The 26499-nt window shown below is 41.2% G+C and carries 29 protein-coding genes; 22 read left to right on the top strand and 7 right to left on the bottom strand.

Features of this window, described 5'->3' with window-relative positions; genetic code table 11:
- Nucleotides 1–34: 34 nt before the first annotated feature.
- Nucleotides 35–481, bottom strand: coding sequence for a DUF2062 domain-containing protein (locus KYJ26_RS17775; protein ID WP_219168724.1), 447 nt, complete (start codon nucleotides 479–481; stop codon nucleotides 35–37).
- 209 nt (nucleotides 482–690) lie between these two features.
- Between KYJ26_RS17775 and pssA the strand changes: the two genes are divergently transcribed.
- Entirely contained in the window at nucleotides 691–1365 is a 675-nt protein-coding gene (pssA, locus tag KYJ26_RS17770) for a CDP-diacylglycerol--serine O-phosphatidyltransferase (RefSeq protein ID WP_219168723.1), read from the top strand.
- 249 nt (nucleotides 1366–1614) lie between these two features.
- On the opposite strand, the gene KYJ26_RS17765 is transcribed toward pssA, so the two are convergent.
- The 3 genes from KYJ26_RS17765 to KYJ26_RS17755 form a co-directional block, all read right to left on the bottom strand.
- Nucleotides 1615–2382 (bottom strand): nucleotidyltransferase domain-containing protein, encoded by a 768-nt coding sequence (locus KYJ26_RS17765; protein ID WP_219169342.1) that lies wholly within the window; start codon nucleotides 2380–2382, stop codon nucleotides 1615–1617.
- Between the two features lie 324 nt (nucleotides 2383–2706).
- Nucleotides 2707–3873, bottom strand: coding sequence for a chromate transporter (locus tag KYJ26_RS17760; protein WP_374939778.1), 1167 nt, complete (start codon nucleotides 3871–3873; stop codon nucleotides 2707–2709).
- 33 nt (nucleotides 3874–3906) lie between these two features.
- On the bottom strand, nucleotides 3907–4212 hold the full coding sequence (locus KYJ26_RS17755; RefSeq protein ID WP_219168721.1) for a PadR family transcriptional regulator: 306 nt from the start codon (nucleotides 4210–4212) through the stop codon (nucleotides 3907–3909).
- 215 nt (nucleotides 4213–4427) lie between these two features.
- On the opposite strand from KYJ26_RS17755, the gene KYJ26_RS17750 reads away from it, so the two are divergent.
- From KYJ26_RS17750 to KYJ26_RS17740, 3 genes are all read left to right on the top strand, one after another.
- Nucleotides 4428–5900: an esterase/lipase family protein gene (locus KYJ26_RS17750; RefSeq protein WP_219168720.1), complete on the top strand. Its 1473-nt coding sequence runs from the start codon at nucleotides 4428–4430 to the stop codon at nucleotides 5898–5900.
- Between the two features lie 245 nt (nucleotides 5901–6145).
- Entirely contained in the window at nucleotides 6146–7195 is a 1050-nt protein-coding gene (locus tag KYJ26_RS17745; RefSeq protein WP_219169340.1) for a M14 family metallopeptidase, read from the top strand.
- Nucleotides 7196–7338: 143 nt separating this feature from the next.
- Complete coding sequence (locus KYJ26_RS17740) at nucleotides 7339–8106, top strand: alpha/beta hydrolase (protein WP_219168719.1); 768 nt, start codon at nucleotides 7339–7341, stop codon at nucleotides 8104–8106.
- A gap of 30 nt (nucleotides 8107–8136) precedes the next feature.
- On the opposite strand, the gene KYJ26_RS17735 is transcribed toward KYJ26_RS17740, so the two are convergent.
- Nucleotides 8137–8553 carry a universal stress protein gene (locus KYJ26_RS17735; RefSeq protein WP_219168718.1) on the bottom strand — a complete coding sequence of 139 codons (417 nt, stop codon included), beginning with the start codon at nucleotides 8551–8553 and terminating at the stop codon, nucleotides 8137–8139.
- Nucleotides 8554–8822: 269 nt separating this feature from the next.
- Between KYJ26_RS17735 and KYJ26_RS17730 the strand changes: the two genes are divergently transcribed.
- Nucleotides 8823–10304: a SulP family inorganic anion transporter gene (locus tag KYJ26_RS17730; RefSeq protein WP_219168717.1), complete on the top strand. Its 1482-nt coding sequence runs from the start codon at nucleotides 8823–8825 to the stop codon at nucleotides 10302–10304.
- 86 nt (nucleotides 10305–10390) lie between these two features.
- On the opposite strand, the gene KYJ26_RS17725 is transcribed toward KYJ26_RS17730, so the two are convergent.
- A complete protein-coding gene (locus KYJ26_RS17725) occupies nucleotides 10391–12022 on the bottom strand; it encodes a M4 family metallopeptidase (RefSeq protein ID WP_219168716.1) in 1632 nt (543 codons plus the stop codon).
- Between the two features lie 292 nt (nucleotides 12023–12314).
- Between KYJ26_RS17725 and KYJ26_RS17720 the strand changes: the two genes are divergently transcribed.
- The 6 genes from KYJ26_RS17720 (at nucleotide 12315) to KYJ26_RS17700 (ending at nucleotide 16351) form a co-directional block, all read left to right on the top strand.
- The gene (locus KYJ26_RS17720; protein ID WP_219168715.1) at nucleotides 12315–13013 is read left to right on the top strand and encodes a Type 1 glutamine amidotransferase-like domain-containing protein; all 699 of its coding nucleotides are present in this window, start codon (nucleotides 12315–12317) and stop codon (nucleotides 13011–13013) included.
- A gap of 47 nt (nucleotides 13014–13060) precedes the next feature.
- Entirely contained in the window at nucleotides 13061–13801 is a 741-nt protein-coding gene (locus tag KYJ26_RS17715) for a class I SAM-dependent methyltransferase (protein ID WP_219168714.1), read from the top strand.
- Nucleotides 13802–13984: 183 nt separating this feature from the next.
- Nucleotides 13985–14107, top strand: coding sequence for a hypothetical protein (locus KYJ26_RS24055; protein ID WP_257475115.1), 123 nt, complete (start codon nucleotides 13985–13987; stop codon nucleotides 14105–14107).
- A gap of 88 nt (nucleotides 14108–14195) precedes the next feature.
- Nucleotides 14196–14762, top strand: a complete 567-nt coding sequence (locus KYJ26_RS17710; protein WP_219168713.1) for a GNAT family N-acetyltransferase — start codon at nucleotides 14196–14198, stop codon at nucleotides 14760–14762.
- Between the two features lie 94 nt (nucleotides 14763–14856).
- Nucleotides 14857–15678, top strand: a complete 822-nt coding sequence (locus KYJ26_RS17705) for an MBL fold metallo-hydrolase (protein WP_219168712.1) — start codon at nucleotides 14857–14859, stop codon at nucleotides 15676–15678.
- The gene (locus KYJ26_RS17700; protein ID WP_219168711.1) at nucleotides 15668–16351 is read left to right on the top strand and encodes a serine hydrolase; all 684 of its coding nucleotides are present in this window, start codon (nucleotides 15668–15670) and stop codon (nucleotides 16349–16351) included. Before KYJ26_RS17705 ends, KYJ26_RS17700 begins: the two co-directional genes overlap by 11 nt.
- 57 nt (nucleotides 16352–16408) lie before the next feature.
- Here the strand turns inward: KYJ26_RS17700 and KYJ26_RS17695 are convergent, their stop codons facing one another.
- On the bottom strand, nucleotides 16409–16954 hold the full coding sequence (locus tag KYJ26_RS17695) for a GNAT family N-acetyltransferase (protein ID WP_219168710.1): 546 nt from the start codon (nucleotides 16952–16954) through the stop codon (nucleotides 16409–16411).
- A gap of 335 nt (nucleotides 16955–17289) precedes the next feature.
- Between KYJ26_RS17695 and KYJ26_RS17690 the strand changes: the two genes are divergently transcribed.
- The 11 genes from KYJ26_RS17690 (at nucleotide 17290) to KYJ26_RS17640 (ending at nucleotide 26340) form a co-directional block, all read left to right on the top strand.
- The gene (locus KYJ26_RS17690; protein ID WP_219168709.1) at nucleotides 17290–17556 is read left to right on the top strand and encodes a CD3324 family protein; all 267 of its coding nucleotides are present in this window, start codon (nucleotides 17290–17292) and stop codon (nucleotides 17554–17556) included.
- Between the two features lie 169 nt (nucleotides 17557–17725).
- Nucleotides 17726–18367, top strand: coding sequence for a FusB/FusC family EF-G-binding protein (locus KYJ26_RS17685; protein WP_257475114.1), 642 nt, complete (start codon nucleotides 17726–17728; stop codon nucleotides 18365–18367).
- Nucleotides 18368–18523: 156 nt separating this feature from the next.
- Nucleotides 18524–19594, top strand: a complete 1071-nt coding sequence (gene rlmN / locus KYJ26_RS17680) for a dual-specificity RNA methyltransferase RlmN (RefSeq protein ID WP_219168708.1) — start codon at nucleotides 18524–18526, stop codon at nucleotides 19592–19594.
- Nucleotides 19595–20047: 453 nt separating this feature from the next.
- Complete coding sequence (locus KYJ26_RS17675; protein ID WP_219168707.1) at nucleotides 20048–21091, top strand: ArsR/SmtB family transcription factor; 1044 nt, start codon at nucleotides 20048–20050, stop codon at nucleotides 21089–21091.
- A gap of 16 nt (nucleotides 21092–21107) precedes the next feature.
- Nucleotides 21108–22328, top strand: coding sequence for an MFS transporter (locus KYJ26_RS17670; protein WP_257475113.1), 1221 nt, complete (start codon nucleotides 21108–21110; stop codon nucleotides 22326–22328).
- A 67-nt stretch (nucleotides 22329–22395) separates the two neighbouring features.
- On the top strand, nucleotides 22396–23244 hold the full coding sequence (locus tag KYJ26_RS17665) for a DUF2785 domain-containing protein (RefSeq protein WP_219168706.1): 849 nt from the start codon (nucleotides 22396–22398) through the stop codon (nucleotides 23242–23244).
- 15 nt (nucleotides 23245–23259) lie between these two features.
- The gene (locus tag KYJ26_RS17660; RefSeq protein WP_219168705.1) at nucleotides 23260–24624 is read left to right on the top strand and encodes an NAD(FAD)-utilizing dehydrogenase; all 1365 of its coding nucleotides are present in this window, start codon (nucleotides 23260–23262) and stop codon (nucleotides 24622–24624) included.
- A gap of 77 nt (nucleotides 24625–24701) precedes the next feature.
- Complete coding sequence (locus KYJ26_RS17655; RefSeq protein WP_219168704.1) at nucleotides 24702–25067, top strand: hypothetical protein; 366 nt, start codon at nucleotides 24702–24704, stop codon at nucleotides 25065–25067.
- Between the two features lie 33 nt (nucleotides 25068–25100).
- Nucleotides 25101–25535, top strand: coding sequence for a hypothetical protein (locus KYJ26_RS17650; protein WP_219168703.1), 435 nt, complete (start codon nucleotides 25101–25103; stop codon nucleotides 25533–25535).
- A gap of 21 nt (nucleotides 25536–25556) precedes the next feature.
- Nucleotides 25557–25841, top strand: a complete 285-nt coding sequence (locus tag KYJ26_RS17645; RefSeq protein ID WP_219168702.1) for a hypothetical protein — start codon at nucleotides 25557–25559, stop codon at nucleotides 25839–25841.
- A gap of 37 nt (nucleotides 25842–25878) precedes the next feature.
- Nucleotides 25879–26340 (top strand): DinB family protein, encoded by a 462-nt coding sequence (locus tag KYJ26_RS17640; RefSeq protein ID WP_219168701.1) that lies wholly within the window; start codon nucleotides 25879–25881, stop codon nucleotides 26338–26340.
- The last annotated feature ends 159 nt before the right edge of the window (nucleotides 26341–26499 follow it).

The following is a 26499-nucleotide window of genomic DNA, read 5'->3' as shown; positions in this document are numbered from 1 at the left end:
AATTGATGTTCAATTAAAAGGGAGAAAGAAATCTTCACACATTCCATTTCCTTTGTACAAATGTAAGCATTGTTACCCTGTATTTTTTCACTGCAGAATTCATGATGAAGTAGATCAGAGTGCCGAAGATAGGGATATTGATTAGCATACCGATAAAAAAGGCTTTCCCAATTTGCAGACCCACTCCTACTACATCACTCGTGGGATCCAATGGGAAGATGAGGTGGCCCATTGCAAGGTTCAGGTAAAAGAAAAAGGGGAATGCCCAAATTAAAGAGACACCACCAACTAATCCAGCGAATGAGTTACCCTTGAATATTTTTGCGCATGCTGTTGAGATGACCGGTCCGATGCCGAAGGATGGAACAAAATTAATCAATAGACCGACTGTGAATCCCAATGCGATACTATGTGCATTGTCCTTTAGACGAAGTAACTTTAATGTGAGGCACTTTAATTCCCGCAGTTTTTTTCTAATCATGTTCAAATCACCAAATATGTTGAAATTTTGTTCTTGTACTCATTTGTAATGGTCTTCTTAGTTTATAGTATGTCTAATTTAATCGAATGTAAATTGGAATTGTACTTTTTTAGGGGATTCATTGGATTTTTTTCACGATTTTCTTTATGAGTATAAATAAAGTGGTATTCTAGTAATAGTAGAATCTTTGACAGAGTGAGGACTGAAAAATGAAACTAACCAAAAAAATCCCCAATATGGTAACCCTGGGGAATTTATACTGTGGATTCTTATCCATTGGATTTGCAGCAAGTGGACAATTTAAAAATGCCGCGGTCTTGATCATTATTGGCATGATGCTTGATAGTATGGATGGAAGACTTGCAAGAATGCTTCATGCAGACAGCGTTCTTGGTAAGGAATTGGATTCTTTGGCTGATATTGTGACCTTTGGTGTTGCGCCATCATTTCTTGTATACTATACATACTTTTTTCAATTTGGATTATTAGGATTCATTGTAGCCGGCCTTTTCCCTTTATTCGGGGCATACCGTCTTGCCAGATTCAATACAAGCCCACCAAAATCGTCCCTGCACTACTTTGTTGGCGTCCCCATTACAGCTGCGGGAGGAATCCTGGCCATTCTGACATTATTCGGCGACTGGATTCCGAATATCGTAACAACGGTCATTTTTACGGCTATGTGTTTTTTAATGGTAAGCAGAATCAGGATCCCGAGTTTGAAGGAAGTCCCGTTGCCTAAGTATGGTACAATCGTGACGATATTCATCGGAGCATTACTATATGTCATTTTTAAGGGTACGTACGAGGAATTCCCATATTTGATTTACATCGCAACCCCGTTATATATAGCTTATTTGGCTTATCGTTTTATCAAAAAATAATACAAAATAAAAGAAAACACAAAACACAAGTAAGTTAAAACCAGAAAAAGCACAGTATTTTACTGTGTTTTTTCTATTACTAAAAAATATTAACTAACAAATATTCTCTAATATATGGGATTTTATGTTGAAGTTAAAATAGAAATTGTGTTGGTTTAAATTGTCTTGTGTAAAGGTATTGGATAACGTTTTGGCTGTCAATTTATCCAATTCATCATAGAAATTTAAATTCATGTCGTCAATTCGCTGTTAGGCGGAGGAAGTTCTGAAAGCAGCCAATGCAGTTAAAGCCTTCTCGATATAACTATATGCTTCTTCTGCAATCACCAGAAATTCTTCAACATCTACATTACTATCCAAGTAACACGAATACAGATAGTCAACTAAAGCTGAATCAATAGTGCAATAATCTGATATGGCACTCTTCATCTTAGTAATGTCATCTTGCCAAACCCCTGTATCTTCTAAAACCAAAGAGTATAATGCACGAATTAATTTCTTTGAGTAACCTTTGGTATATCTAGATTTCAATGCGTCATCATTGGCATTAGATAGAAAACCGCGAACGCGATCCACTGCCTCTTGAGTGTCTGAATTCAAGTCCAATATGAACTCAGGTGAAATAAGAATAGGCGGTACTTCTTCGCCAATATCAGTACCATGTATACAAACACAGATTATCTTGATCCAAAATCCCCATTCATTGGGCTTACTTCTTACATCATCCAGTGAACAAATAACCGTATCAACCTTAGTTACGAATCGATATTTTTGTAAAATCTGGTCCTTCAGACATGATACTCTATCATAATCTATATCTTCTGGTCTTTCACATACTATTGTAAAATCTGCATCAGACTTAAATGGCTTAGCAGTACCTTTAGGAATGGAGCCACACATATAAATACTGTGAATCTTCCCGCTGAACTCTGAAAGCAAGCTAGCTGTAAACTCCTCTACAAAAATCTTGTACTCACTCTGAATATTGATCTTCTTTATAACCTTCTCCAAAACCATATCTGGTCTCCTTTTATCTTCTAAAATCATTTTATCTCCCCCTGTTTATAAGTATATCATTTTACAAATTTTTCTCTTATTGCTTTTTTCACTATCCTGCTTGGTTAGTTTAAGAACATCATTTCACGATCTATTATTGTGCTAATATAAATTAAAGGCCAATAAAAAAAGAGACACCAATTCATATGGAGAATTGTGTCTCTAAAATGTGTTCTAATTACTATTTTGTACTCCAAAACCGAACACGTTAGAGAAAGTTCCCGGTTCTTTTATTTCTTTTAGCCTCTACCATGTGTATTCCAAATGATTGAAACACAGCGCACGTTACATCAACTCCAATATTAATCCGCCAAGTGCACCTGAAATGACGACAATCCATGGAGGAAGCTTCCAATAGACCAACATACTGAATAAAATCGCTGCGAGAGCAAAATCAGTCGGTGCCAGGATGGAAGAAGTCCAAATAGGATGGTAAAACGCGGCTATCAGAATTCCTACCACGGAAGCGTTGACTCCCATCAATGCCCCTTTGATCTTGGGATTCCGTCTAAGGGTGTCCCAGAAGGGCAATGCACCGGTGATGAGAAGGAAGGCGGGAAGGAATATTGCGACTGTTGCCAGTAATCCGCCTTTCCAGCCATTTATCACCGCACCAATATAGGCGGCGAATGTAAATAAGGGGCCGGGGACTGCCTGAGCTGCGCCATAGCCTGCAAGAAACTGTTCTTCTGTTAACCATCCTGTCGGAACAAACTCCCTTTCAAGAAGAGGGAGAACAACATGGCCACCGCCAAATACCAAGGCTCCGGATCGATAGAAACTATCGAAGAGCGCAACCCATTCCAATGAACTTATCTCTCTCAGAAAGGGAAGAACGATCAGTAATGATAAAAAGGCGGATAAGGAGATGACCGCAGTCTTTCGGGAAATCGGAAACTCCATTCGTACTTCATCATCTGCTGACTCGTTCTTATATAGTAGAAACCCTATGAGTGCAGATAGACAAATCACCACAACTTGTGAAATGACGGTTTGCCACATCAATAGAATCACTAAAGCAAGGAGGGCGATGGTCTTCCTCTTTAAGTCCGGAGTCAATTTAGCGGCCATCCCTAAAATCGCATGAGCCACCACTGCAACTGCTACAATCTTCAAACCATGTATCCATCCCATATTGGATACGTCACTTCCGACGAGAAGGATGGCAAACAGGATCAGGGCAATGACCGAGGGAAGTGTGAATCCCAAAAAGGAGACCATTCCACCAAGGATGCCGGCACGCATAATACCGATGCCCATCCCAACCTGACTGCTTGCAGGGCCTGGGAGAAACTGACATAATGCGACGAGATCGGCATAGCTTTTTTCATCCATCCACTTTCTCCTGCGTACATACTCTTCATGGAAGTAACCAAGGTGGGCAACTGGCCCCCCAAAAGATGTAAAACCCAATTTCGTTGAAATGAAAAGGATCTCTATTAATGTTTTAATTCTACTTGCTGTGTTCAATACTCATTCACCCACTTATTTTATTTCTTTAAAAAGCTCAAATGCTTTGTTCCTGGCTTCAATCAAAACCTCATTCCCTTTAGGAGTGGTTGTATAATATTTTCTGATTTTACCTTCGACATTTTTGTTTTCTTTCAGTAGCAATCCATCCTGCTCCATCGAATGAAGGATGGGATATAATGTACCCGAACTGATGCTGTACCCATGTTCTTTCAGTTCATCGAGCATCCATGTGCCATATATAGGCTCTTCTTTCGCATGGTGAAGAATGTGTATTTGAATGAATCCGAGGAATAATTTCCGCAAGACTCTTTCTTCCATAAAGACCCTCCTTTTTTATCGGAAATCAATATCGGTTTTCGATATCGGTTGTGTATTTAGAACTTAGCATGTTTCCTTCTATATTGAAAGAGAAAGTTGGGTGATGTACTTTTCTCCTGTTAGTGCTTTTTACACAATTTAGAAATGTGAGTCATATCTTTTTATCCCCACCGATATACTTTACATGTTTATCACATTGGAAAAGGAGAGAGGGTATGATCAAAAAGATTAGCATGACCGTTTTGGCTTTGTTTCTATTACTGCCATCCTGGAGTCAGGCGGGTTCCTGGACTGAAGACCCTTCAGGGGTGCCGGGTCAGTGGTATGTTGGCACGAGTCCATCATATGTGGCACCAGCCAAGCAGCCGATTCTATTTGTTCACGGTTTGAACAGCTCTTCCAATACTTGGTGGAATGAAAACAATATGTATGAAACCGCTTATCAAAACGGTTATGAAACCGCTTTTATCGATTTGTATCCAACAAAGAATATGTGGGACAACGGCGCACTGCTCTCTCAGAAGATCCGTGACATATACAATTATTACGGAGAAAAAGTGGTGGTCGTGGCTCATAGTAAAGGAGGCATCGACACTCAGTCAGCCCTTGTTCACTATGGCGCCTACCCGTACGTTTCAAGGGTCATCACCCTCTCGACGCCTCATTACGGATCTCAGCTGGCAGATCTCGCATATAGCTGCTGGGCAGGTTGGCTTGCCGGCATCCTTGGCAGCAAGAATGATGCCACCTACTCATTGCAAACAGGATATATGAGCTACTTTCGGTCTGAAACGGATCAGAATGCCAATGTAAGTAAGGTTCCATTCTATACGTTTGGTGGAACGAAGTGGGGAAGCTTTGGAAGTTCCCTATATTGGGGGGGATTATACCTCTCCGGATATGGAAGTAATGATGGGGCGGTTACAGTCAATAACTCAAGACTCCCTTACGCAACGGAATTGAAGGTGGGGGGATGGAATCACTACAGCATTAAAGAAGGTTCGTCGACCTTTAATTTATTTAAGGATTACTTGAACGAAACAACAATCAATTCCTCGAAAGCGTTGACTCAACGTGCATCCTTCAATAATGAGGCAGACTCATATTTCAGGGGTGGGGAATACAGTGGGAAAACTCAAGAGAAAATCCAAGTGGAAGAGGGTGCAAGTTCGGTCACTTTTGACTGGATGAGCAACAATCCTTCCTCCCGTTTGATTCTGAAAGATCCAGAGAATAAAATTTATTCTTCTTTTAATGTAAGTAAGGATGAAAGTGATTATTTTAACGGAGCCTATCATCATACACTTACGATTAAAACTCCGCCTCCGGGGGAATGGACTCTTGAATCTGACTCTCAAAGCCTGGATAAATATTTATTGAATGTTTCTTTTGATAGTATGATGAATGATGTTGTGAGCGTAAGTATGGATCAGGGCCAAATCAGTTTGAAGAAGAAGGATCGTGATGTGAGCATTCAAGAAGATATGACAATTGAATTTTATAAGAATGGTAAGATAAAAGAAAGTAAAATTAAGCCAAAGAAAGGGTTATTAAAACTGCCGTCACTTGGAGAAGGCGTCTATAATGTGACGATTGATATAACAGGGAAAAAGGGGAAGAATACATTCAATCGAACACTGGTCAAGACAGTTTATGTGAATGATAAAGGACGTGTTTTTGGTCAATAAGAGAACATAAGGTTTGATGAGGAGCTGATCATTACGGCTTCTCTTTTTTTGAGGAATTCACCTGATTAAATAGTCTCGATTCAATAGTTAGACAAAAATCAGCATTTCTCGGTTCAATCTAGGGATTAATATCCACCCGTTATTCCGTAAGTCAGTTCGAATGTTTCATTTTGAAGAACTGTAAAGGAATTCAAACCTTTTACATCCAAGTATATCAGGGAGACGAAATATACGAGGAGGAATACATAGTGAAGAAATTAATGATTGGAACTCTTTCAAGTGCTCTATTAGCTTCAGGAATCGCCTTTTCGACCCCTGGCGTGAACGTTTTGGCAGATGGACCGGATTACAAGGGGAATGAGACCATTAAGAACGAGCGTCTCCATAACTATGAAGAAATGGTGAGCATGCTTCAACATCTTGATCATAAATCAGATGCACTGACTTTAGAAGTTTACGGTCAGTCTGTTAAAGGAAGAGAGCTTTATCTTGCGAAATTCGGACACAATGAAGAAAATCCCACTGTTCTTTATTTGACCCAGCAACATGGTAATGAAGCCTTGACGACTGAAGGGGCACTTCAATTCATCAAGCATCTTACTTCAAACTCTAAAGAAGTGAAAGAAATGCTTGAGAACGTGAACATACTCGTTGCTCCACGTTTGAATGTCGATGGGGCAGAAGGAGACGTTGATTTCTCACTGGATGATTATGTGGCAGGAACCCACACAAGATACAATGCAAATGAAGTGGACTTGAATCGCGATCATGTGGATCGTAATCAACCAGAAACGAAGGCCCTTCATGAAAACGTACTTCAGAAATATAAGCCTGACTATATGATTGATCTTCATCATCAAGGAGCAGAAACCACTCTTGGTGACACTGATGAACTTGTCTCAGGGTCCATTTTATACCCAACCAATGAGAATGTAGATCCAGAAGTGGTAGAAAAATCAAAGCAGCTTGGTGCTGTCCTGTACAACACAGTTGAGGCCCGCGGGTTCGGTATCCTGTCAAAATACATCGGCGGCTCAGCTCCTACAATAAGCCGGAATGGCCTTGCTGTCGAGTATGGGATTGCAACACTTCTATTTGAAATGAGGGGGATGGCCGATCATTATAGAGAAGATTATGTCCTTGGACAAAAGAGCAATGGATATCTGATAAAGCAAGCAGTGATAAGTTTGGACGCAACGGCAAAGGCGATTGCTGATGGTTCCATTGAAGAAGCGGATACATCATTCTGGGATACACTGCCGGAGAGTTCTTATAATAGAAGCGAAAGCGAATGAAGCTGAGTGTAAAGGTGCATTTCCTTAAAGGATGTGCACCTTTTTACCTCTTCAGTATATATGAAATTTTCTCTATCAACTAAAGCCTTTCCAACACTTTTCATGCTACACTAAACATAAAAAACCTTGGAGGAACCAACCTGATGTATGAGCATTTTGAAGTCACTATGACCCCTTTGAATCGAAAAAGGACCGTTCGCGTTTATTTACCGGGAGATTATCATGAAACGGCAGCAAGGTACCCGGTACTGTATATGCATGATGGACAAAATCTTTACATTGATGAAGATGCAGGGTACGGGATGGCATGGAGAATTGGTGAATATATTGAAAAAGAAAAGCTGGATCTCATCGTGGTGGGAATCGACTGCAATGAAGGATTAAACAGGCTGGATGAATACGGTCCCTGGAAAAGCACGGCGATGACGGATGTATTTACTACCGATCGGACGTCGATTGGTGGAGAGGGTAAAGAATATATAGAATTCATTGTAAATGAGTTAAAGCCCATGATGGATGAAAAATATCGAACCCATCCTGAACAAACCAGCATGGCAGGTAGTTCAATGGGTGGACTGATCACTACATATGCTGCATGTAAATACCCTCATATTTTCAGAAGAGTCGCTTCTATTTCATCTGCATTTTGGTTCAATCAAAATGAAATCGAAGACTTTATTAAGGAAAGCGATCTATCAACAGTAGAACGTTTTTACATGGATATTGGAACAAAGGAAAATACAGAAAGCATCGATGATTTGACCTATATTGATTCAAGCAGGTACGTCTATAGAATACTTAAGGATAAAGTTCAGGACTGCCGTTTTGAAATTGTTGAGGGGGCAGTACATAACGAAAATGCATGGAGAGAAAGAGTTCCGATGATCTTTGATTATTTGTTCAAGGGTTAAAAAAAGACTTCCCTTACGGAAGTCTTTTTACTACTTTACGATCATAACGGGACATTTTGCCCTTTTGGCCACTTTATGGCTGACACTTCCAAGTACCATTTCCTGAAAGGTGTTCAATCCCCGGCTGCCAATGACCACTGCGTCAAATTCATGTTTATTCGCATACTCAACGATGGACGGTCCCGGTTCCCCATGCAGGAAGATGATTTCATAGAGTATCCCCTGATGTTTCGCTTTTTGTTCAAGAATTTGAAGCTTTTGCTTCCGCTTGTCACCTGCATCAAATCCCCAAGACTTAAGAACATCCTCTTTTGATTGTTTCCCATCTATGACATATACGATATCGATCTTGGAGCCTTCATGGCAAGCAGCGAGAGCAATTGCCTTCTCTCCTGCCCTTAATGAATGTTCGGACCCGTCTGTTGCGAGTAGGATATTTTTGAACATTACAATCTCCCTCATTTCATGAAAGCGTTTAGTATTTAGTTCTAGTTTATTCTCCATATTCCTCTAATGAACTGAAGATATTTTTTACAAGTTATTGAAATAGGGTAGAAATAAGGCGTAAATTGACGTAATAGAAAGGAAACATTTGGTGTTTGCGCTTTCTTTGAGGTTTCACAAATGCAAACATCCATTATATAATGTGCCTTGTGTTAAACGGCCCCGACTTTCATGAGAGTTGAAAGTCATAATATAATTGAAAGAGGTGCATTATGAATATTAGTGAAAAAATAAAATATGAATGGTTTGGAAATGTGAAAGGGGATATCCTTTCAGGGTTGGTCGTTGCCATGGCTTTGATTCCTGAGGCCATTGCCTTTTCCATTATTGCAGGGGTAGATCCGATGATCGGGTTATACGCTTCATTCTGTATTGCTGTAGTCATTGCGTTTGTAGGTGGACGTCCGGGTATGATCTCTGCTGCAACCGGTGCAACTGCGTTGTTGATGACGACTCTTGTGGCTGATCATGGGTTACAATATCTGCTTGCAGCAACGATATTGACAGGTGTGATCCAGATTATCATGGGTGTCCTCAAGTTAGGGCGGTTGATGAAATTTGTGCCACGTTCTGTCATGGTAGGATTCGTGAACGCCTTAGCCATCCTGATTTTCTCTGCCCAATTACCGCATTTCGTTGGCGAAACCTGGGTGATGTATGCCATGGTTGCCGGGGCACTTGCTATTATCTATATTTTGCCTCGCTTCACCAAAGCTGTGCCTTCTGCGCTGGTTGCAATTATTGCCGTGACAGTCTTCGCGGTGCTGACCGGGAGTGGAGTGCGGACTGTCGGGGATATGGGTGAATTAACCCAGACTCTGCCACTATTTCTGATCCCTGACATTCCTTTCACATTTGAAACTTTGCAAATCATTTTCCCTTATTCATTATCGATCGCGATTGTCGGTTTGGTAGAATCACTTCTGACTGCCTCTATCGTAGACGATATGACGGATACGACAAGTGATAAGAATAAAGAAGCAAGAGGCCAGGGGATTGCCAATATCGTTTCCGGGTTCTTTGGGGGGATGGCTGGCTGTGCGATGATTGGACAATCAGTTATCAACGTGAAATCGGGGGGGAGAGGAAGACTTTCCGCTCTAGTCGCGGGGGTATTCCTGATGGTCCTGATACTCGTATTGAATGATTTCCTTGTTCAGATTCCGATGGCTGCCCTGGTTGGTGTCATGTTCATGGTATCGATCGGGACATTTGATTGGTCATCTTTAAAGAACCTGCACAAAACCCCATTCACCGATACACTCGTTATGTTAGTAACAGTTGGAACCGTATTAATGACACATGACTTGTCCAAAGGTGTACTGGTAGGAATTATTTTAAGTGCCGTATTCTTTGCTTCTAAAATATCTAAAGTCAACATTACGACGATGGCTTCAGGTGAAACACACAAAAAGGTATATCGGGTTTCCGGTCAATTATTCTTTGCTTCTGTTACCGAGTTCGTAGAAAGCTTTGATTTTACAGAGGATATCAAAGAAGTGACATTAGATTTGACTCATGCTCATCTCTGGGATGATTCAGCGGTTGGCGCGATCGATAAAATTATGATCAAATACCATCAGAATGGTGTGAAAGTCAATCTAATAGGATTGAATACTGAAAGTAATAAATTAATTGATAAGCTGGCTGTCCACAAGAAGCCGGGTGGAATGGATAAAGCAGCAAATCACTAAATAAAAGCAGTAAAGTCCTTGATCAAAATGATCAAGGACTTTTTTTTATGGAAGCATTATTGATTGAATCTCTGCTTGGAAAATATTTAATTGATACCGACTGCGTCAAAGGAAAGGTTCACAGCATTCACTTCCGGAGAAGCGGCGCCATATAAATCCGCTGCTGATTGTACCGCTGCTGCTCTAGCTTGACTGAAAGTGGAGGAGGCAGTCAGATACACCGTATTCATGCGATAATAGATATCACCAAGTTTCTCACGTCCAATTCCCGGGACGGTCACACCATAATGAGTACCCCCTTCACTCAATAAATATGCCTGCTTATTGATGATACCGCTGTTTGTATGAACCCCGCCGTTGTCTGAGGTCCCTGTGTAACGTTTGGAATAATGATCAGGGTCCCCATATTTCGCCGGGTTGCTCATAGAGCGAAGAGCATCTCCGGAAGTGCCTGGAGTATAAATATCTTCCCCAATTTCGAAATCAGGATTAGACCCATTCTCATATTCGACCAACGTACCAAAAATATCTGAGATCGCTTCATTCAATGCCCCTGATTCATTCTGATAAACGAGGTCTGAAGAGAAATCAGTAACAGCATGTGTGAGCTCATGGGCCACGACGTCGATCCCACCTGAGAGCGGAACAAAGGTAGTGCCATCACCGTCACCATATACCATCTGTGAACCGTTCCAGAAGGCGTTGTTGTATCCGCTGCTGTAATGAACGGATGAAACTAATTTAGCACCTTGATTATCGTAGGAATTGCGATTGAAATGTTCTTTATAATAATCATACGTGACCCCTGCAAAATAATGTGCGTCAACAGCAGGTGCATCGTACGTGGCATTCAACACATTATCGCTATCCGACCAAAGGGTGCCCGGTAAGAAAAATTGCGGAAAGAAAGTACGGTTATTCATGTTGTATGTAAAAATACCAGATCCCCTTGTATTATCCTGGAGATAGTACTTTCCGCTTGAGAGAGTCGTGTTTAGGGGTTTTGAATCTCCCAGGACACCTTTCCCGGTCCCTACTTTGTTCGTCCCGCTGACTTCATGCATGTCATTATATTTATTCAGGATATCCCCGGTTTTGGCGTCTATAAAGTAATTCCAGTTACCCGGAGACGGCTCTAGGTAATTTAAATTAATAAAGTATGCCAATGAAGCCTTGTCACCATCAGCATAAATGACTAACTCCGGTTTTGCTTCTTTTTCTAATCTTGGATTTTGTCTTAGATCCTCCTTAGCAAGCTTTAATGCCTTCTTCGCGTTTATTTTCTTTTTTGAGGATGACATTTTTTCTTCAAGGTCTGCCACCATTGAACCGGAAAATGCCTGGAGAACCCCATTTTCCTGCACGACTGCTGACTGAGTTGATCCCCAAACAGGAATATCTTGATACGTTTGCTGAATGCGGACGACTGTATTTCCCAAGCTGTCTTTTTCAACAGAAAGTACCTTGAACTGCTCGTCCGCTTTTTTGTTTGAAAGCTTGAATGCAGATTTGTTTTGTTCTACGAAAGAAAGGACAATAGCTTCCGCATCTTTTCCAGAAGGAGCGGATAATTGGCCAGACACAAATTCAGGTGTGCCTGCTTTTTTGTTCATCTGGAAATGAGCATTGTTAGACGGAGCAGCAAGGGCACCTGAAGCCAACATCCCAGAAAGAATTCCGACGGATAGTCCCATACTTACGATCTTTTTCTTTTTCATTTCAATTCCTCCTCTTTTATCTAATAATTCAGGCAACTTAAGAGTATCACATGAAAGTAGAGCGCGGTATTGAGAAAATGCGGGACTATTTTCAGGTAAAAATCGCCCAAAAATCAGACAAACCAAGAAAATTTTCATGAAGGAACCGTCTTTTTCAGACTTAATATATAGAGAGGGACGGACCTCCAGTTTTAGAAGATATATTCGTTTGAACACTATTTATTGCTATAATTAACATTATTAGGGATTGGATTTTGGAGGTCCGTCCCTCCAATGGGAAGGGGGAAATGAGTTGAGTGTATTGTATCTTTCAGGTGGTGGGGATAAAGAGCAGACGCGGGAGATCGATCGGGTGTTCGCAGGTGAATTGGACGGAGGAAAGCCGTTGCTATATCTTCCGATAGCGATGGATCCTACTCAAATTTCATACGGGGATTGCTATCAATGGGTGCATAGTGTATTCGCACCGTTTGGAATAACGGACATAACGATGTGGGGGGATCTAAGAGGGAAGTCACTCAAGGACCTTAAGGAGTTTTCCGGTGTCTATATAGGCGGTGGAAATACGTTCAACTTGATGCATTCCATTCTTCAGGAAGGATTTCACACTTTATTGACCGCCTTCAAAGAGGAAGGTGGACTGATTTATGGTGGGAGTGCCGGTGCCATTGTAATGGGAAGTGATATCTCAACGTGTGAACATATGGATGAAAATGCAGTTCTCTTGAAGGGCAGAAGAGGTTTATCTTATCTGGATGATTATTCTATATGGAGTCACTATGATGGCGAACAGGACCCTCTGATTCATCGGTTCATAAATACATATCGTAAACCTGTCATAGCCCTGAGTGAAGAGACTGGCTTACGAGTTGAGAATGGCAGAATCAAAGTGTTGGGTACTCAACCTGCCTTTGTTTTTGATTCAACCATGAACAAGGAAGCGTTGGAGCCGGGTGGTGATTTCCTCCTCGCTGTAAACCTTCCTGATTAAGATCTGTTGTGCTTCAGAAACGATCAGTAGAGAAAGAAGGATGAAAAATGAAACAAAACATTTATAATGATCCCGTATTTTTTGAAGGGTATATGAATCTGCGGGAATCAGGGCGAACATATAATGATTTTCTTGAACAGCCTGCCATGAAAGAAGAACTTCAGGACCTATCGGGAAAACGAATAATGGATCTCGGATGCGGGACAGGAGGTTTATCGAAATACTGTATTGAAAAAGGAGCATCTTCTGTCGTCGGGGTGGATATTTCTCAAAACATGATATCACGAGCATTAAAAGATCATCCAGATAAAAAGATAACATACGTATGCAGCCCCATAGAGGATCTGTCATTTACGGGAGAGCCCTTTGAATTGATTGTTAGCTCATTGGCACTTCATTATATCGAAGACTACGAATCACTCATTCAGAAGCTCGCCACTTTTTTGGTACGGGGTGGAAGGTTGGTATACTCTATAGAGCACCCCATCGTGACTGCCCGTAAAGACATGAAGAATTGGTGGGAAGATGCTGATGGGGAACGGCTGCACTGGGCACTTGATCACTACCGGCATGAAGGGAAACGGGAGCAGCATTGGTATGTGGACGGTGTGATCAAGTACCACCGCACGATACCAACGTTGGTAAATGGTTTGATACAACAGGGATTTACATTGGAAAAACTGCTTGAGCCCCTGCCGACTCCTGAAGGCATTGAATTGATGCCTGGTTTAAAAAATGAAGAAAGAAGGCCATCGTTTCTTATCGTGAGTGCCCATAAGAACAGTTGAATAAATAGAAGAAATAAATGAATCCATCATTGAATAGACCAATATAGAGTATTGACAGGAAGAGAACCATTCCCTTATAATTTCAATAATTTAAAATATTACCAATTAAGCGTTGAAGAGAAATTCATTGTTATAGAAGTGATGAACAGAGAGCCCTGACGGTGGAAAGGGGACATCACGGTAATGATGATAAAAGGCTCGGAGCTGTGCGTGAAGCTGCTGCAGGCAGCCATTGCAACGGGAACTCCCGTTACAGGGTCCGGATACACGTTATCCGTTAAGGTCGGTATGGTGACATGCCGGTAAACTGAGGTGGTACCACGATACTCTCGTCCTCAAGATTCATTTCTTGAGAGCGGGGGTTTTTATTTTTTTATTAAGGGAGTGTTTAGAAATGAACCCAGTATTACTGGATATACCAACAATGATTGAAACTGAAAGATTAACGTTAAGAATGCCACGTCCTGGAGATGGCAGTACGGTTAATGCTTCAATTAAAGCATCCTTGTCTGAATTACAGCCGTGGCTGGGGTTTGCCCTATGTAACCCGGAGGTGGAAGACACCGAGTCCAACACACGTGAAGCACATGCGAAATTTCTTACTAGAGAAAGTCTGAGATACCTGATATTTTTAAAAAACACCGATGAGTTTGTCGGATCAACTGGATTTCACAACATCGACTGGAGTGTTCCGAAATTTGAAATCGGGTATTGGATCGATACAAAGATGAGTGGCAACGGTTATATGGCAGAGGCAGTCGGAAAATTAACGGAATTTGCATTAACCGAGCTCGGTGGAAAAAGGGTGGAAATAAGATGTGAGTCCACAAATCATAAAAGCAGGGCCGTACCTGAAAGACTCGGATACGAATTGGAAGGGACCCTGAGAAATGAAGATCTTTCCGTTGATGGAAAGCGGTTAACGGATACGTGTGTATATGGGAAGATTGCGGCAGAATAGCAGCGTCCATTCGTTGAGGAAAAATTTTCAAGTGAGGGGTATTTTGATAGAATGATAGTAAGTACTACTAATAAATTTACCCGGGGGTTTTTGTATGCAGAGATACATATGTGATACATGCGGTGTACAGTACAAAGAATCAATGGACGTACCTGAACATTGCCTGATTTGTGAAGAAGAAAGACAGTACGTAGGTCCTGCTGGTCAAACCTGGACCACCCTGGACAATATGAAGAGGGATTCTTTCCGGAATACGATAAGACTTGAGGAGTCAGGATTATATAGTGTGAAGACAACACCTGAATTCGCCATTGGCCAGACAGCTTATCTTGTTCAGGAAGACGGGTTCAACCTTTTATGGGACTGCATTTCTTATCTTGACGAAGAGACGATCAGTGAAATTACTAGACTTGGAGGTTTGGACGCCATAGCATTGTCCCATCCCCATTATTATTCCACACAGGTGGAATGGGCGGAAGTTTTTGACGTTCCCATCTATATCCACGAGGATGACCGGGAGTGGGTGATGAGGGAAAGTGAACGGATTGTATATTGGTCCGGTGATTCCTTGCAATTGCATAATGGTCTTTCCATTCACCGCCTTGGCGGACACTTCAAAGGCGGTGCCGTACTTCAATGGAAGGAAGGTTTCGACAACAAAGGTATTCTCCTTACAGGGGATATCATCCAGGTTGTCGCAGACAGGGAATGGGTAAGCTTCATGTACAGCTATCCAAATCTTATCCCACTACCTGCGAGAAAAGTGAGCGAGATGGCGGATGTGGTCAAAGACTTGAAATTTGACCGTTTATATAATGCGTTCCACCGGGTTGTGAAGGAAAATGCCCATGAGAGAGTGCAGAAATCTGCCGAGAGATACGTGAAGGCTTTGGAAGGTGTATGGTTTGAATCTTAGAGAGACTGAGAAATTAAAGAGACTAATCACTGAACAAGTTCCAGCCAATACGCTATTCGGTTTTTACCTGTATGATACGAACAGTAAGGAGACGGTTACCATAAATGAGGATGAGTGGTTTCCATTGGCAAGCGTTGCAAAATGGATTACCTCCATACTGGTTTCAAGGAGTAACTATTCAGTAGTAAACGAAGATCTGTATTTAGCAGTCTGTGAACATAGCAACGAGTCTTACATGAATTTGATTGAGGAACTCCCGGAACAGTACCTGAATGAATCTCTTGCACGTTTAAATGTTGAATGTAAAGTATCTGACCAAAATAGAGATAAAGTGAATAATATCGGAACTCCAAAGGGTTTGTTTCAAATGATGGATCTTTTACTCCACGAAAGCTCAAAACCTGATCACAGGGAGGCCATTCTTAAAGGAATGAAAAATCAGGAGGATCCAGATGGGTTTCGTTTTTCATTGCCTTGGTTCCACATGACGGGTGGATTAGAAGGTGTATGTAATGACATTGGGATCATAAAGACAGATGACTTGCAATTCATTGTCATCGGACTGCTTCACTGTCAGGATCCTTCAGTCGAGTGGACTGAGTTGGAGAAATTCATGAGGAAGATCGGAGAGGCGGTAGAGACGTGCATCAATAAAGGGTACAGTATAAGGTGAACACTAAACAACCAGCTTTAACTAGAAGAAGCTGGTTGTTTGTTAATATGTAATCTATCAAGACGCCTTCCAATCCCTTTTCAACAGACTATATGTCAAGATGTCTTCATAATGATCATATAACCATTGACCATCCCGGGTGATTCCTTCTTTTGTGAATCCCAATCGTTCCGGGATCCCCATGCTCTTCTTATTGTTGATGGCACATTGAATTTCCACCCTGTTTAAATCCATTTCGATAAATAGATAGTGTAGTAGTGAGGAAACGGCGCGGGTGATGATCCCATTTCCTTCAGCCTCTCGGGAAAGAAGGTATCCGATACTTGTACTCCTGCTTTTCCAATCGATATAATGAAGCCCGATCATACCGACTAATCTTCCTTGATACCGAATACCGGCATCAAATCCATCGTTATCTGCGTATTTTCGAATCCATATTGGAATGATCGGCTCCAAGTCCTCTGGTGATTGCCGTTTATCCACCCATAGAAGCCATCTGCGAAGATGATCCCGGTTTGAATCAATCAGTTCGTATAGCTCATTTTTATGGTGCTGTTGAAATAGCTCGATCGAGATCTCTTGATCTACGGTAAAAGAAAACATGCTAAACAACTCCTTAGTAAGATTTAGAAGATTATACCATATTAGAGTGCTTCTAAATTCAATATTTTTTAAAAATAAAAGTGTATCCTTGTAAGATAATGCTTAGAAACAGGAATTATCTTATAATAGAAGAAAATATTCTTATAGGGAGGTGGTGACATGGTAGTGAATACAAACATACCAGAGTCCCGAGCGTCTCATGCAAAGCCTATTATTAGAAAGGCGATACTTTGCATGGGGCGGAATATGATGTAATCGCCATGAAAGATCGTTTCTAGTAAGTCGGCTTTGCACCTTATTGACTGAATTCACAAGAAAATAAGGAGCTGACTGAAATGAAATATGTAAAAGCAGATAATGTGCTGCCTCCATCGTTAGTGAGCGAGATCCAGAAATACGTACAGGGGGAAACAATCTATATACCAAAACCGAAATCAGAGCACCTTAAGTGGGGGAGCCGTTCCGGTACTAGAAGGGTCATGGATGAAAGAAATGCTGAAATCAGAACAGCTTTCCGGAATGGAAAGTCAATTCATGAATTGGCTGATGACCATTACCTTTCAAGTGAAACAATCAAGAAAATCGTATACAAAAAGTGCTGAGAGAATCAGTGCTTTTTTTCTGTGTAATGATCAATTCTAAATGAAACTATACATACCCTGATGATCTGTAAAGGTATATAGTATAAGGAAACACCCTGTAGCAGGAATGATTGACCCGAGTTTATCGAAGAGTGCAGGGTATATAAAACACAGGTATTTAGGAGCGATTATGATGGAACCATTTATTCGGAATGATCAATATAATTTTATTTCTTATCAAACACAAGTGCTGATCAATGGATATGCAACCGTGAATGACTTGAGTGTCTTACAAGCTTTAAAGGGACTTGTGCAGGACAAAGTGACAAATCTGTTTGATAAACTTTCGCCTTCACAGCAAACGGTGCTTAAACCAATAGAAGATATCCGTGATACAGAACATGCTGAAGATTATTTAATCGGATTAAAGTCATATGTGATCCCCTTTCCGACAGTGAATGATCATGCAGTAAGAAAGTTATTTCCCAAGGTTAAAAAATTGAAGACACCTGACTGGGAAGATATTGATTTCCGGGACATCTCCTATTTAGGCTGGAATGATTACGGTCAGGAACGAAAATATATGATTGCAGAATACAACGGGGAATTAAAAGGATTTAGAGGAACGTTTAAAAACAGCAGTAAAAAAGGGATCTGCACCATTTGTAACACCTTTTCTAGTATTGGGTTTTACATGTCAGAATCCAAGGGATCTGCTCAAGGTACTTTTGTTAAAAAAGGGAATTATATATGCCAGGACAGTGATGAGTGCAATGACAAGCTGAAAAACAAAGAAAAATTGGACGATTTCATTCTTCGGATCAATCATTAAGACAAAAGAGGTAAACAAAAGGTGTATTTTTCTAATGTTATACTATATTACGGAATTCCAATTCTTCTCAACACTTATAAATCCCTTGAAACATTCCCATACTTTAAGTAGTATAGATAAGTAGAAAATTGTAGAGTTTCGAAATGAGGGTTTTAAATGGAAAAGAAATCCATATATGGATTAACATTAGATCAATTAACGTCTTGGCTCGTAGAGAACGGTCAAAAGAAATTCCGTGCAGCTCAAGTATGGGATTGGTTATATAAGAAACGTGTGACAAACTTTGCTGATATGAAGAACCTGAACGCTGATTGTGTTCAACTTCTTGAAGATCACTTCTATCTCCATACACTCACACAGGAAATCAAGCAGGAATCAAAGGATGGTACCATTAAATTCTTATTCAAGCTTGAGGATGGGAACCTGATTGAAACCGTCTTGATGCGTTTCAACTATGGATTGAGTGTGTGTGTCACAACACAGGTAGGTTGTAACATCGGTTGTACATTCTGTGCAAGTGGACTGTTAAAGAAGAATCGCGACTTATCAAGTGGTGAAATTGTGGAACAGATCATGAATGTTCAACATCACCTGGATGAAGCAGGGAACGGCGAACGTGTCAGTCATATCGTCGTTATGGGAATCGGTGAGCCGTTCGATAACTATGATAATATGATGGACTTCTTCCGAGTTGTAAATGACCAGAAAGGTCTTTCCATCGGAGCGCGTCATATTACCGTATCAACAAGTGGACTGGCAGATAAGATTTACAAGTTTGCTGATGAAAACATCCAAATTAATTTGGCTGTTTCCCTTCATGCGCCAAACAACGAATTGCGTACAAGGATCATGAAGATCAATCGTGCATATCCTTTAGAGAAACTCATGCCTGCGATTGATTATTATCTAGAGAAGACCAATCGTCGAATCACATTTGAGTATATCCTCTTAAGTGATGTGAATGATCATAAGGAAGAGGCACTTCAGCTGGCGAAGCTTCTGAAGAATAAGCGTCACCTTTCATACGTGAACTTGATTCCTTATAATCCGGTCGACGAACACAACCAGTATCAAAGAAGTACTAAAGAAGCAATTGTTGAATTCTATGGTACCCTGCTGGAGCATGGTATCAACTGTGGAGTGCGCGTGGAGCAGGGAACGGATATCGATGCTGCATGCGGTCAGCTGAGAAGTAAGCAGATCAAGAAAGATAAAGTTAAATCATAACACTTTTAATTGAAGCACATGAATTCCTGTATGGGATTTGTGTGCTTTTTTGCTGTGCAGTAGATCGGGGCGGAGAGAGGGCTGGAATTTCCATAATTTTCAAAAAGACGCAATTTACAAAGGATTTGACGCAATTCTTGTGATAATGACGCAATCGACATCCAAAATGATGCAATAAAGTAAATTATGACGCAATCAAGACAGAAAATGACGCAATTCCGGTAATGAACAACCTCACTCCCCATTTAGAAATGCATCTTTAAACCCTTTTTGTCCTTAAAAGCTAGTGAAAAACAATATTTTTGCTCCATCATCAGAAAGAAAAGTATCTTCAACGATTTTTTTATAAGAATTAACTCATTTGATTTTTTTGTTCGATTTATATTGAATTCACCGTTCGGCAATTATAGAATATTCATTAAGAAGAAATTTTTGGAAAAGGGGTGGATCAATATGGATGTGCTCCATATGACCAGTCGGAAAAGAGAAACATACGAAGTGAAAATGGAAGCTTCCCTTCTATGGGAATGTGCTTTGGGGATTGCGGCAATAACCAATACCAGGCTCATTGAAACGTTAGAAAAAACCAAAGAATCATGGGACAAGTTAAAAAAATCTTTATCCCGTTCACTGATTCAAGACTTGGAGTATGTAGAAAAGAATAATACCTGGAAATCCTTGCTCCTACTATTGCATCAAAAAGAATTCCGATCCTTGGATGAGTTCATTACCAATGTGGATGAATTGGAAGATGAAAAATTCAAATACCATTGCATTCCTTATATAGGAATGAAGTTGCAGGAATTTCGCATGCTCGCTTCTAAAGGTGATGTAGCATCACGGAACAGATTGAAACAAGAAAGTAATGATAACCCATATTATCCAGGTTATATTGAATTCATCTGCACGACGAATGTCCACAACCTTAAGAGGCACGTAAAGAGTGTGATGACCCGCTGGTATGAAGAAGTGATTCTACCTGAACAAGAGACACTGTCCGGAATATTAACAAGGGATATAAAGTCGAAGAAAGAGATGAGTGAAAAGCTCAATCCCGAAGCTTTAGTGGAATGGGCGACAGGCGGCATCACCTATTTGCCGGAGCCTGCAGTCCACACAGTCCTACTCATTCCACAATCCATTTACCGTCCTTGGAATGTTGAAGGAGATGTAGAAGGAGTCAAAGTGTTTTATTACCCTGTAGCCAATGAAAGTATCTACCCTGACGATAAGGATATGCCAGACTATTTTCTTGTACAGAAGCATAAAGCCCTCGGGGATGATGCGCGCCTCAGGATGGTGAAATTGTTAAAACGATCAGAACGCACCTTGCAGGAAATCACGAATGAACTGAGCATGGGGAAATCCACCGTCCATCATCATTTGAAAATCCTCAGATCAGCCAGGCTTGTCGACATCCAGGATGGAAAATACCGCTTGAAAGAGAACGCTGTAGAATCGCTGTCAAAAGAATTGATGCACTATCTAATGGACTAAAGGGGGAGGAAGTAACTTGGGAGAACCGTCGGTCAGTATTAATCAAATGCATGAACTACCGCCTTTAAAGAAAAACTATTCCGTTTTCAGATTCATGGGTGGGAATTTGATTTCATTTTTCGGGGACCAGATCTATTTAATCGCCATTCCTCTAATGGTACTGAGTATCACCGGATCACCTGTCAGCATGGGAATCGTAGCCGCTCTTGAGAGGCTGCCGATTTTACTGCAGCCATTTGCAGGGATACTGTCTGATCGGTTTAACCGTAAGCACTTGCTTCTACTATGTGATTTAGGGCGATGCTTACTTGTCGGTGTGATCGGGGTTCTCTTCATACTGGGAATTCTGGAAATGTGGATGATCTACCCTGCGGTGTTCGGTATTGGACTATTGAGTCAAATATATAATACATCTCAATTTGCCTCGATACCCGGACTTGTCAGGGGAGAAGACCTTCAGGCTGTAAATTCCGTGAATTCAGGGATTTTCAATTTAGCGGTGTTTATCGCCCCGGGGCTGGGAGGATTGATTATTTCCTTCTTTAATCCAGGCTACGCCTTGATGGTTAACAGCGTCAGCTTCCTGCTGTCTTTCCTTGCCATTGCAAGTCTGCGGATGAAGGAGAAGAAGGTTCCAGTGATTTCGATTTGGGGAGGGATCTGGGAAGGGTTTGTATACGTCGTAAAGACCAAACCGATTTTGTATACCAACCTCGCCATGGTAGCTTCTGTGTTCGGAACTACTTTATTCCTTACACTATTGGTGTTTCACCTTAAGGATTCCATCCAATTGAACACGGTTTCGATAGGATGGTTATTATCAATGGGAGGAGTAGGCGCTATTTTGGGTGCGGTGACGTCGAGCCTGTTCCGGAAGCGGTTCTCTTATCGCAGCATATTATTTGGTTCTTCTGTGATCGGAGGACTATCGATCCTTTGTTTCGGTTGGATGGAATCTTATACAGGGCTTGTCATCATGAATGCAGTCGGGACGTTCTGTGCATCGATGATGAGCCCGTGCATCATTACCATAAGGCAAACACTGACGCCAGATCACCTGTTGGGAAGAGTGCAGGCCACATGCCGTCTCATGACGTGGGTATTCATGCCCCTTGCCGCATTCCTGGCGGGACTATTGGCAGAATCCATCGGGACACACTATACAATCATGCTGGCAGGTGCCATCTCCACTCTCTCCTCCATTCCGTATTTGCATCATAGTTTAATAGATAAATAGAGGGACGGACCTCTCAAAGTGTTTTATGGTAGGATAGAAATAGATTTATTGCGGGGAGAATTCGGATATGATAACGGAAGAACATTTAAAAGAGAAAATGAGGAGAATCGATTTCACATGTCCAGACTCCATAAAAGACTGGGACATGGATGCATTATTAAAAGATATGGTCCACCACATTGGTTCCATCGATGGAGAATTAAGGGATTCGTTGATTTATACAAGCTTTTACAGATTGATGGAAGGAAACCACCTATCCCAAGAGCAAATGTTATTTCTATTTGATATTTGTATAGACGAAAGTCACTTATTTAATGAAATCGGAAAAAAGGAAGATGATTCGGTCTTCACACGGGCATTTTCATCTTTAGTACTGGCATTACTTTTGGCTAAAGACCGTGAACGGCCATTTTTACCCTCTGAAAAAGTCCAGGAAGCAATTCATGCCTGTTTTCATTATTTAGAGGCAGAAGTCGATACCCGGGGTTATGTCCAAAGGAAGGGATGGGCCCATAGCATTGCACACGGAGCCGATTATTTAACGGAAGTCATCAGACACCCCCAATTTCCAGAGGAGCTTCATCAGAGAAGTCTTGATATCGTCAAATCATGCATATTCAAAGAAGCAACTTATGTAGATAACGAGGATGGACGCTTATGTTCAGCCATTGAGGCACTGGTCGAAAAAGGGTTGACTGATGAAGAGCTGCATACATGGCTGATGAACTTGTCCGGTTCTGTAAATGAACGTTACACGGAAAATGGATATTCCCTATCCTTTTACAGAGAGCAAATGACTGTCCAACAATTCATGCAAACCTGTTATTTCCGTCTGAAATGGAAAGATACCGGGAGCAAATCAAGGGACCATATTGGTACCGTGCTGCAAAAGTGGCATAGGCACGTATTCAACTAAAAGGAGGAGCGGAGGATGCAATCAAATCATCATGACATCACTATCATAGGAGCAGGTGTGAGCAGTGTGTTTCTCGCTTACACCTTGATGAACCAAAATGAGCATCTCACCATCCATATGATCGATGTTGGCAAGGAACTGAGTGAGCGGGTGTGTGGATTAGATGCCGGTAGAGAGTGCACCTGTGTGGGTCTATGCAGTAAATATATCGGCTTTGCCGGCCTCGGTAAATCAGAAGGGAAGTTCAATTATACGAATGATTTCGGAGGAGAGCTTGGCAGGAAGATCGGAAAGCAGCATACCCTTGACTTAATGAAGGAAGTGGACAAGATCCTCTGTGAATTTGGTGGCGGCATCAGACCTATTTACAGTACAAAAAATAAGGATCTTTCGAATAAGGCCGTACAATCAGGCTTACGGGCACTATCAACGGAGGTTCGACATCTTGGGACAATTCTGGCGAATGAAGTGTTCCAAAAGATATATGAGTTTCTGAAAAACAGGGTTCATTTCCATTTTGAAACGCACGTTGATAGGGTATCAATACATAAATCAGGCTTTCGGATCCAAACCGATAAAGGTGAATTCACCACTGGAAAAGTAGTGATCGGAACCGGGATGAGCGGCAGCTCGTGGTTGAAAAAACAAGCCGCATCTCTTGGACTTCATCCTGGAGAAACCCGTCTGGATCTGGGGATTCGTGTAGAGATGAAAGGGGATCAGCTGCAGTCGATATTGCAGGATACGTTTGAAACGAAGTTGAAGATTGAAAGAGATTCCTTCAGTGCAACCACGTATTGTATGAATCCCCGTGGGAGGATCATCCGTAAACATCAGCATGGGGTTGTGATGCCGGATGGACAAAATGAACGTGAGAAGGAAAGCCCGAGTGCGAATTTAAATTTCAGCTTATTCGTGCCTCAATATTTCCCTTCCCATGATGAAGCCATGGAATATGCATTGAGTATTATTGGAAGCATCAATCAAGGACGGGAGAGGATTGTCGTTCAAAGGCTGGAAGATTTTCAGTTACATAGAAAGTCAAATTCGTTGGAAGGGAATCTTGTAGGTCCGTCCCTCGACGGGGAATGTGGGAATGTACGGGAAGAGGTTCCTGATCTGTATGGGAAGGCGCTTCTTGAGTTTATGGCTTGCTTGGAAGAGCTTATTGGTGAGAAGGTGCATCCTGATACACTCCTGTACGGCATGGATGCGAAGTTCTATGAGCCTAAATTACCGACGGACATGAACTTTGAAACGGAAGTCCCTGATTTGTTTTTGATTGGTGATTGCTCTGGAGAGTCCCATTCTTTATCTCAGGCAGCTGCGAGTGGTATATATTTAGGCAGATATTTGGGAGAAGATATTGCTAAAAAATGACAAATTTAGTATTGTTTGAAACCTTTCTGTTTGTTCTTTCGTAGTAGTAGGAAAGAACAGGCAGAAAGGATTTTTTTATGGAATTAAGAGTTGAAAAGAGCGATGTTGATTATGAAACGATTATAGATCATCATACAAAAAAACAGTTGAGTATGTATTCCCTTCTAAATTTACTGGGAGCGTTTATGCTGATTGGATTCGGACTGATGTTCTTCACGGTCCCACTGGATATCAACCAACAGTTGCAATGGGTTCATGTGAAGGGAGTCCATGTTGATAGAAAGTCGACGAGGGAATTCTTTGTATTCCTTTTCACTGCAGGATTCTTATATTTCACCTTGCTATTTTTGTACTTTAAAAGATACTGGAAGAAAACGTCTATACTCATCACTCTTTTATGTTTGGGAGTCATCGATGCTATCTTCTTCTTCTTTTCGTTTTAGGAGGTTAACTATTTATGAATGGAGGTCAATAAATTGTATTACTATTTTAATGTTTTACTAACGATCATCATCCTAATCATCGGGACGGGGATAGCATTCTTCATCGATCAATTCAGTAAACAATTAGAAAGAATCATACCTGCAAGATTCTTATTCCTTACGGTCGTATTGATTCTGTTTACGTTGATGTTGAGTTCTACCATAATGGTCAGCTCATTAAAAAATTGGAGTTTGATGGATACGGCCTTCATTTCCAGTCTCTGTTTCTTTGCACTTGGGTGGGTGACAAACATCTCGAAAAAGGCACAATTCAATCAGGCAGGTACTTTTGCTAAGTTTATCACGAATAATCAGTTCAAGTATGAATATGAATCCGCAAGCTCTTCGAATAAGAGTCCCTACTTCATTGCCAGTCTCTTGTTCCTCGTATTGAGTTGGGGACTTTCCTTTTGGGTTGCTTATAGTTAGAGATAAGAAGGAGATATTGGTATGAGTGATTGGGGCATATTGTTTCTTTTGGTAATGATGCTTGTGACGATTTTGCTATTCACCAATTTTTTAGTCGTGAAGGTTTCAGGAAGCAGTAAAAAGAAGCGGATATGGGCGGGGGTCACATGTTTCCTTCTCAGTCCTTTGATCATGCTTGTAACGGGTTTATCTGTAAGCCCATTTGATCCCTATGGTTTTGGAACGGGAATGACAATGCTGATTTATGGGACCTTTTGTGCATTGAATGGGTTACGGATCATTGTGGTTGGATTGTTCATGGAATAGCGGTATTAAATGACATAATGAAAGGATAGATGAGAGAATGATAGAACTTTTTTCTTATAATTGGGAAGTAAGGAGTGACTGGTTTGATTGGTGCAGGGAAATCGAGAATGAAGAATTGCTGAAAGAGCGGAAAGGCGGAATGGGAAGCATTCTAAAGAACCTTTATCATGTGGTGGATTGTGAACAGATTTGGATGAATCAGCTGCAGGGGAAACCCGTGCTGATGAAGGACATACATACCGTTTCAACATTAGACGAAGTCATTTGCTTTTCAGAAAACACCCGGCAACAAACTGAACAATTTCTCTCCTTATGGATCCCAGCCTATGACAAGAAAGAATTCAATATGAAAACAAGATCTGGTAGAACCTACAGTTTCACTTACAAAAAGGTTCTGCAGCATGTAGTGGCCCATGAAATCCATCACATCGGTCAGTTATCCGTGTGGGCAAGGGAAATCGGGAAAAAACCTGTGTCCAGTGATTATATTTTTAGATGAGGTTTTATATTAACAAGAAAAAGACGAATTGAACAGCGTGTAAAAAGAGTAAAGGACTATTATATGAAAATCAGTCACTGCAACGAATGAAAAAGCAGTGGCATACGCAATCTCCACATTTCTTTTGTGATAGTCAAACTTTTCGTCTGTTGATTGGAG

It is taken from the genome of Rossellomorea orangium, from assembly GCF_019334305.1.
In the GTDB taxonomy this organism is placed as follows: domain Bacteria; phylum Bacillota; class Bacilli; order Bacillales; family Bacillaceae_B; genus Rossellomorea.
Note: the sequence above shows the minus strand (reverse complement) of the source record. Positions and strands in the feature narration are given on the sequence as shown.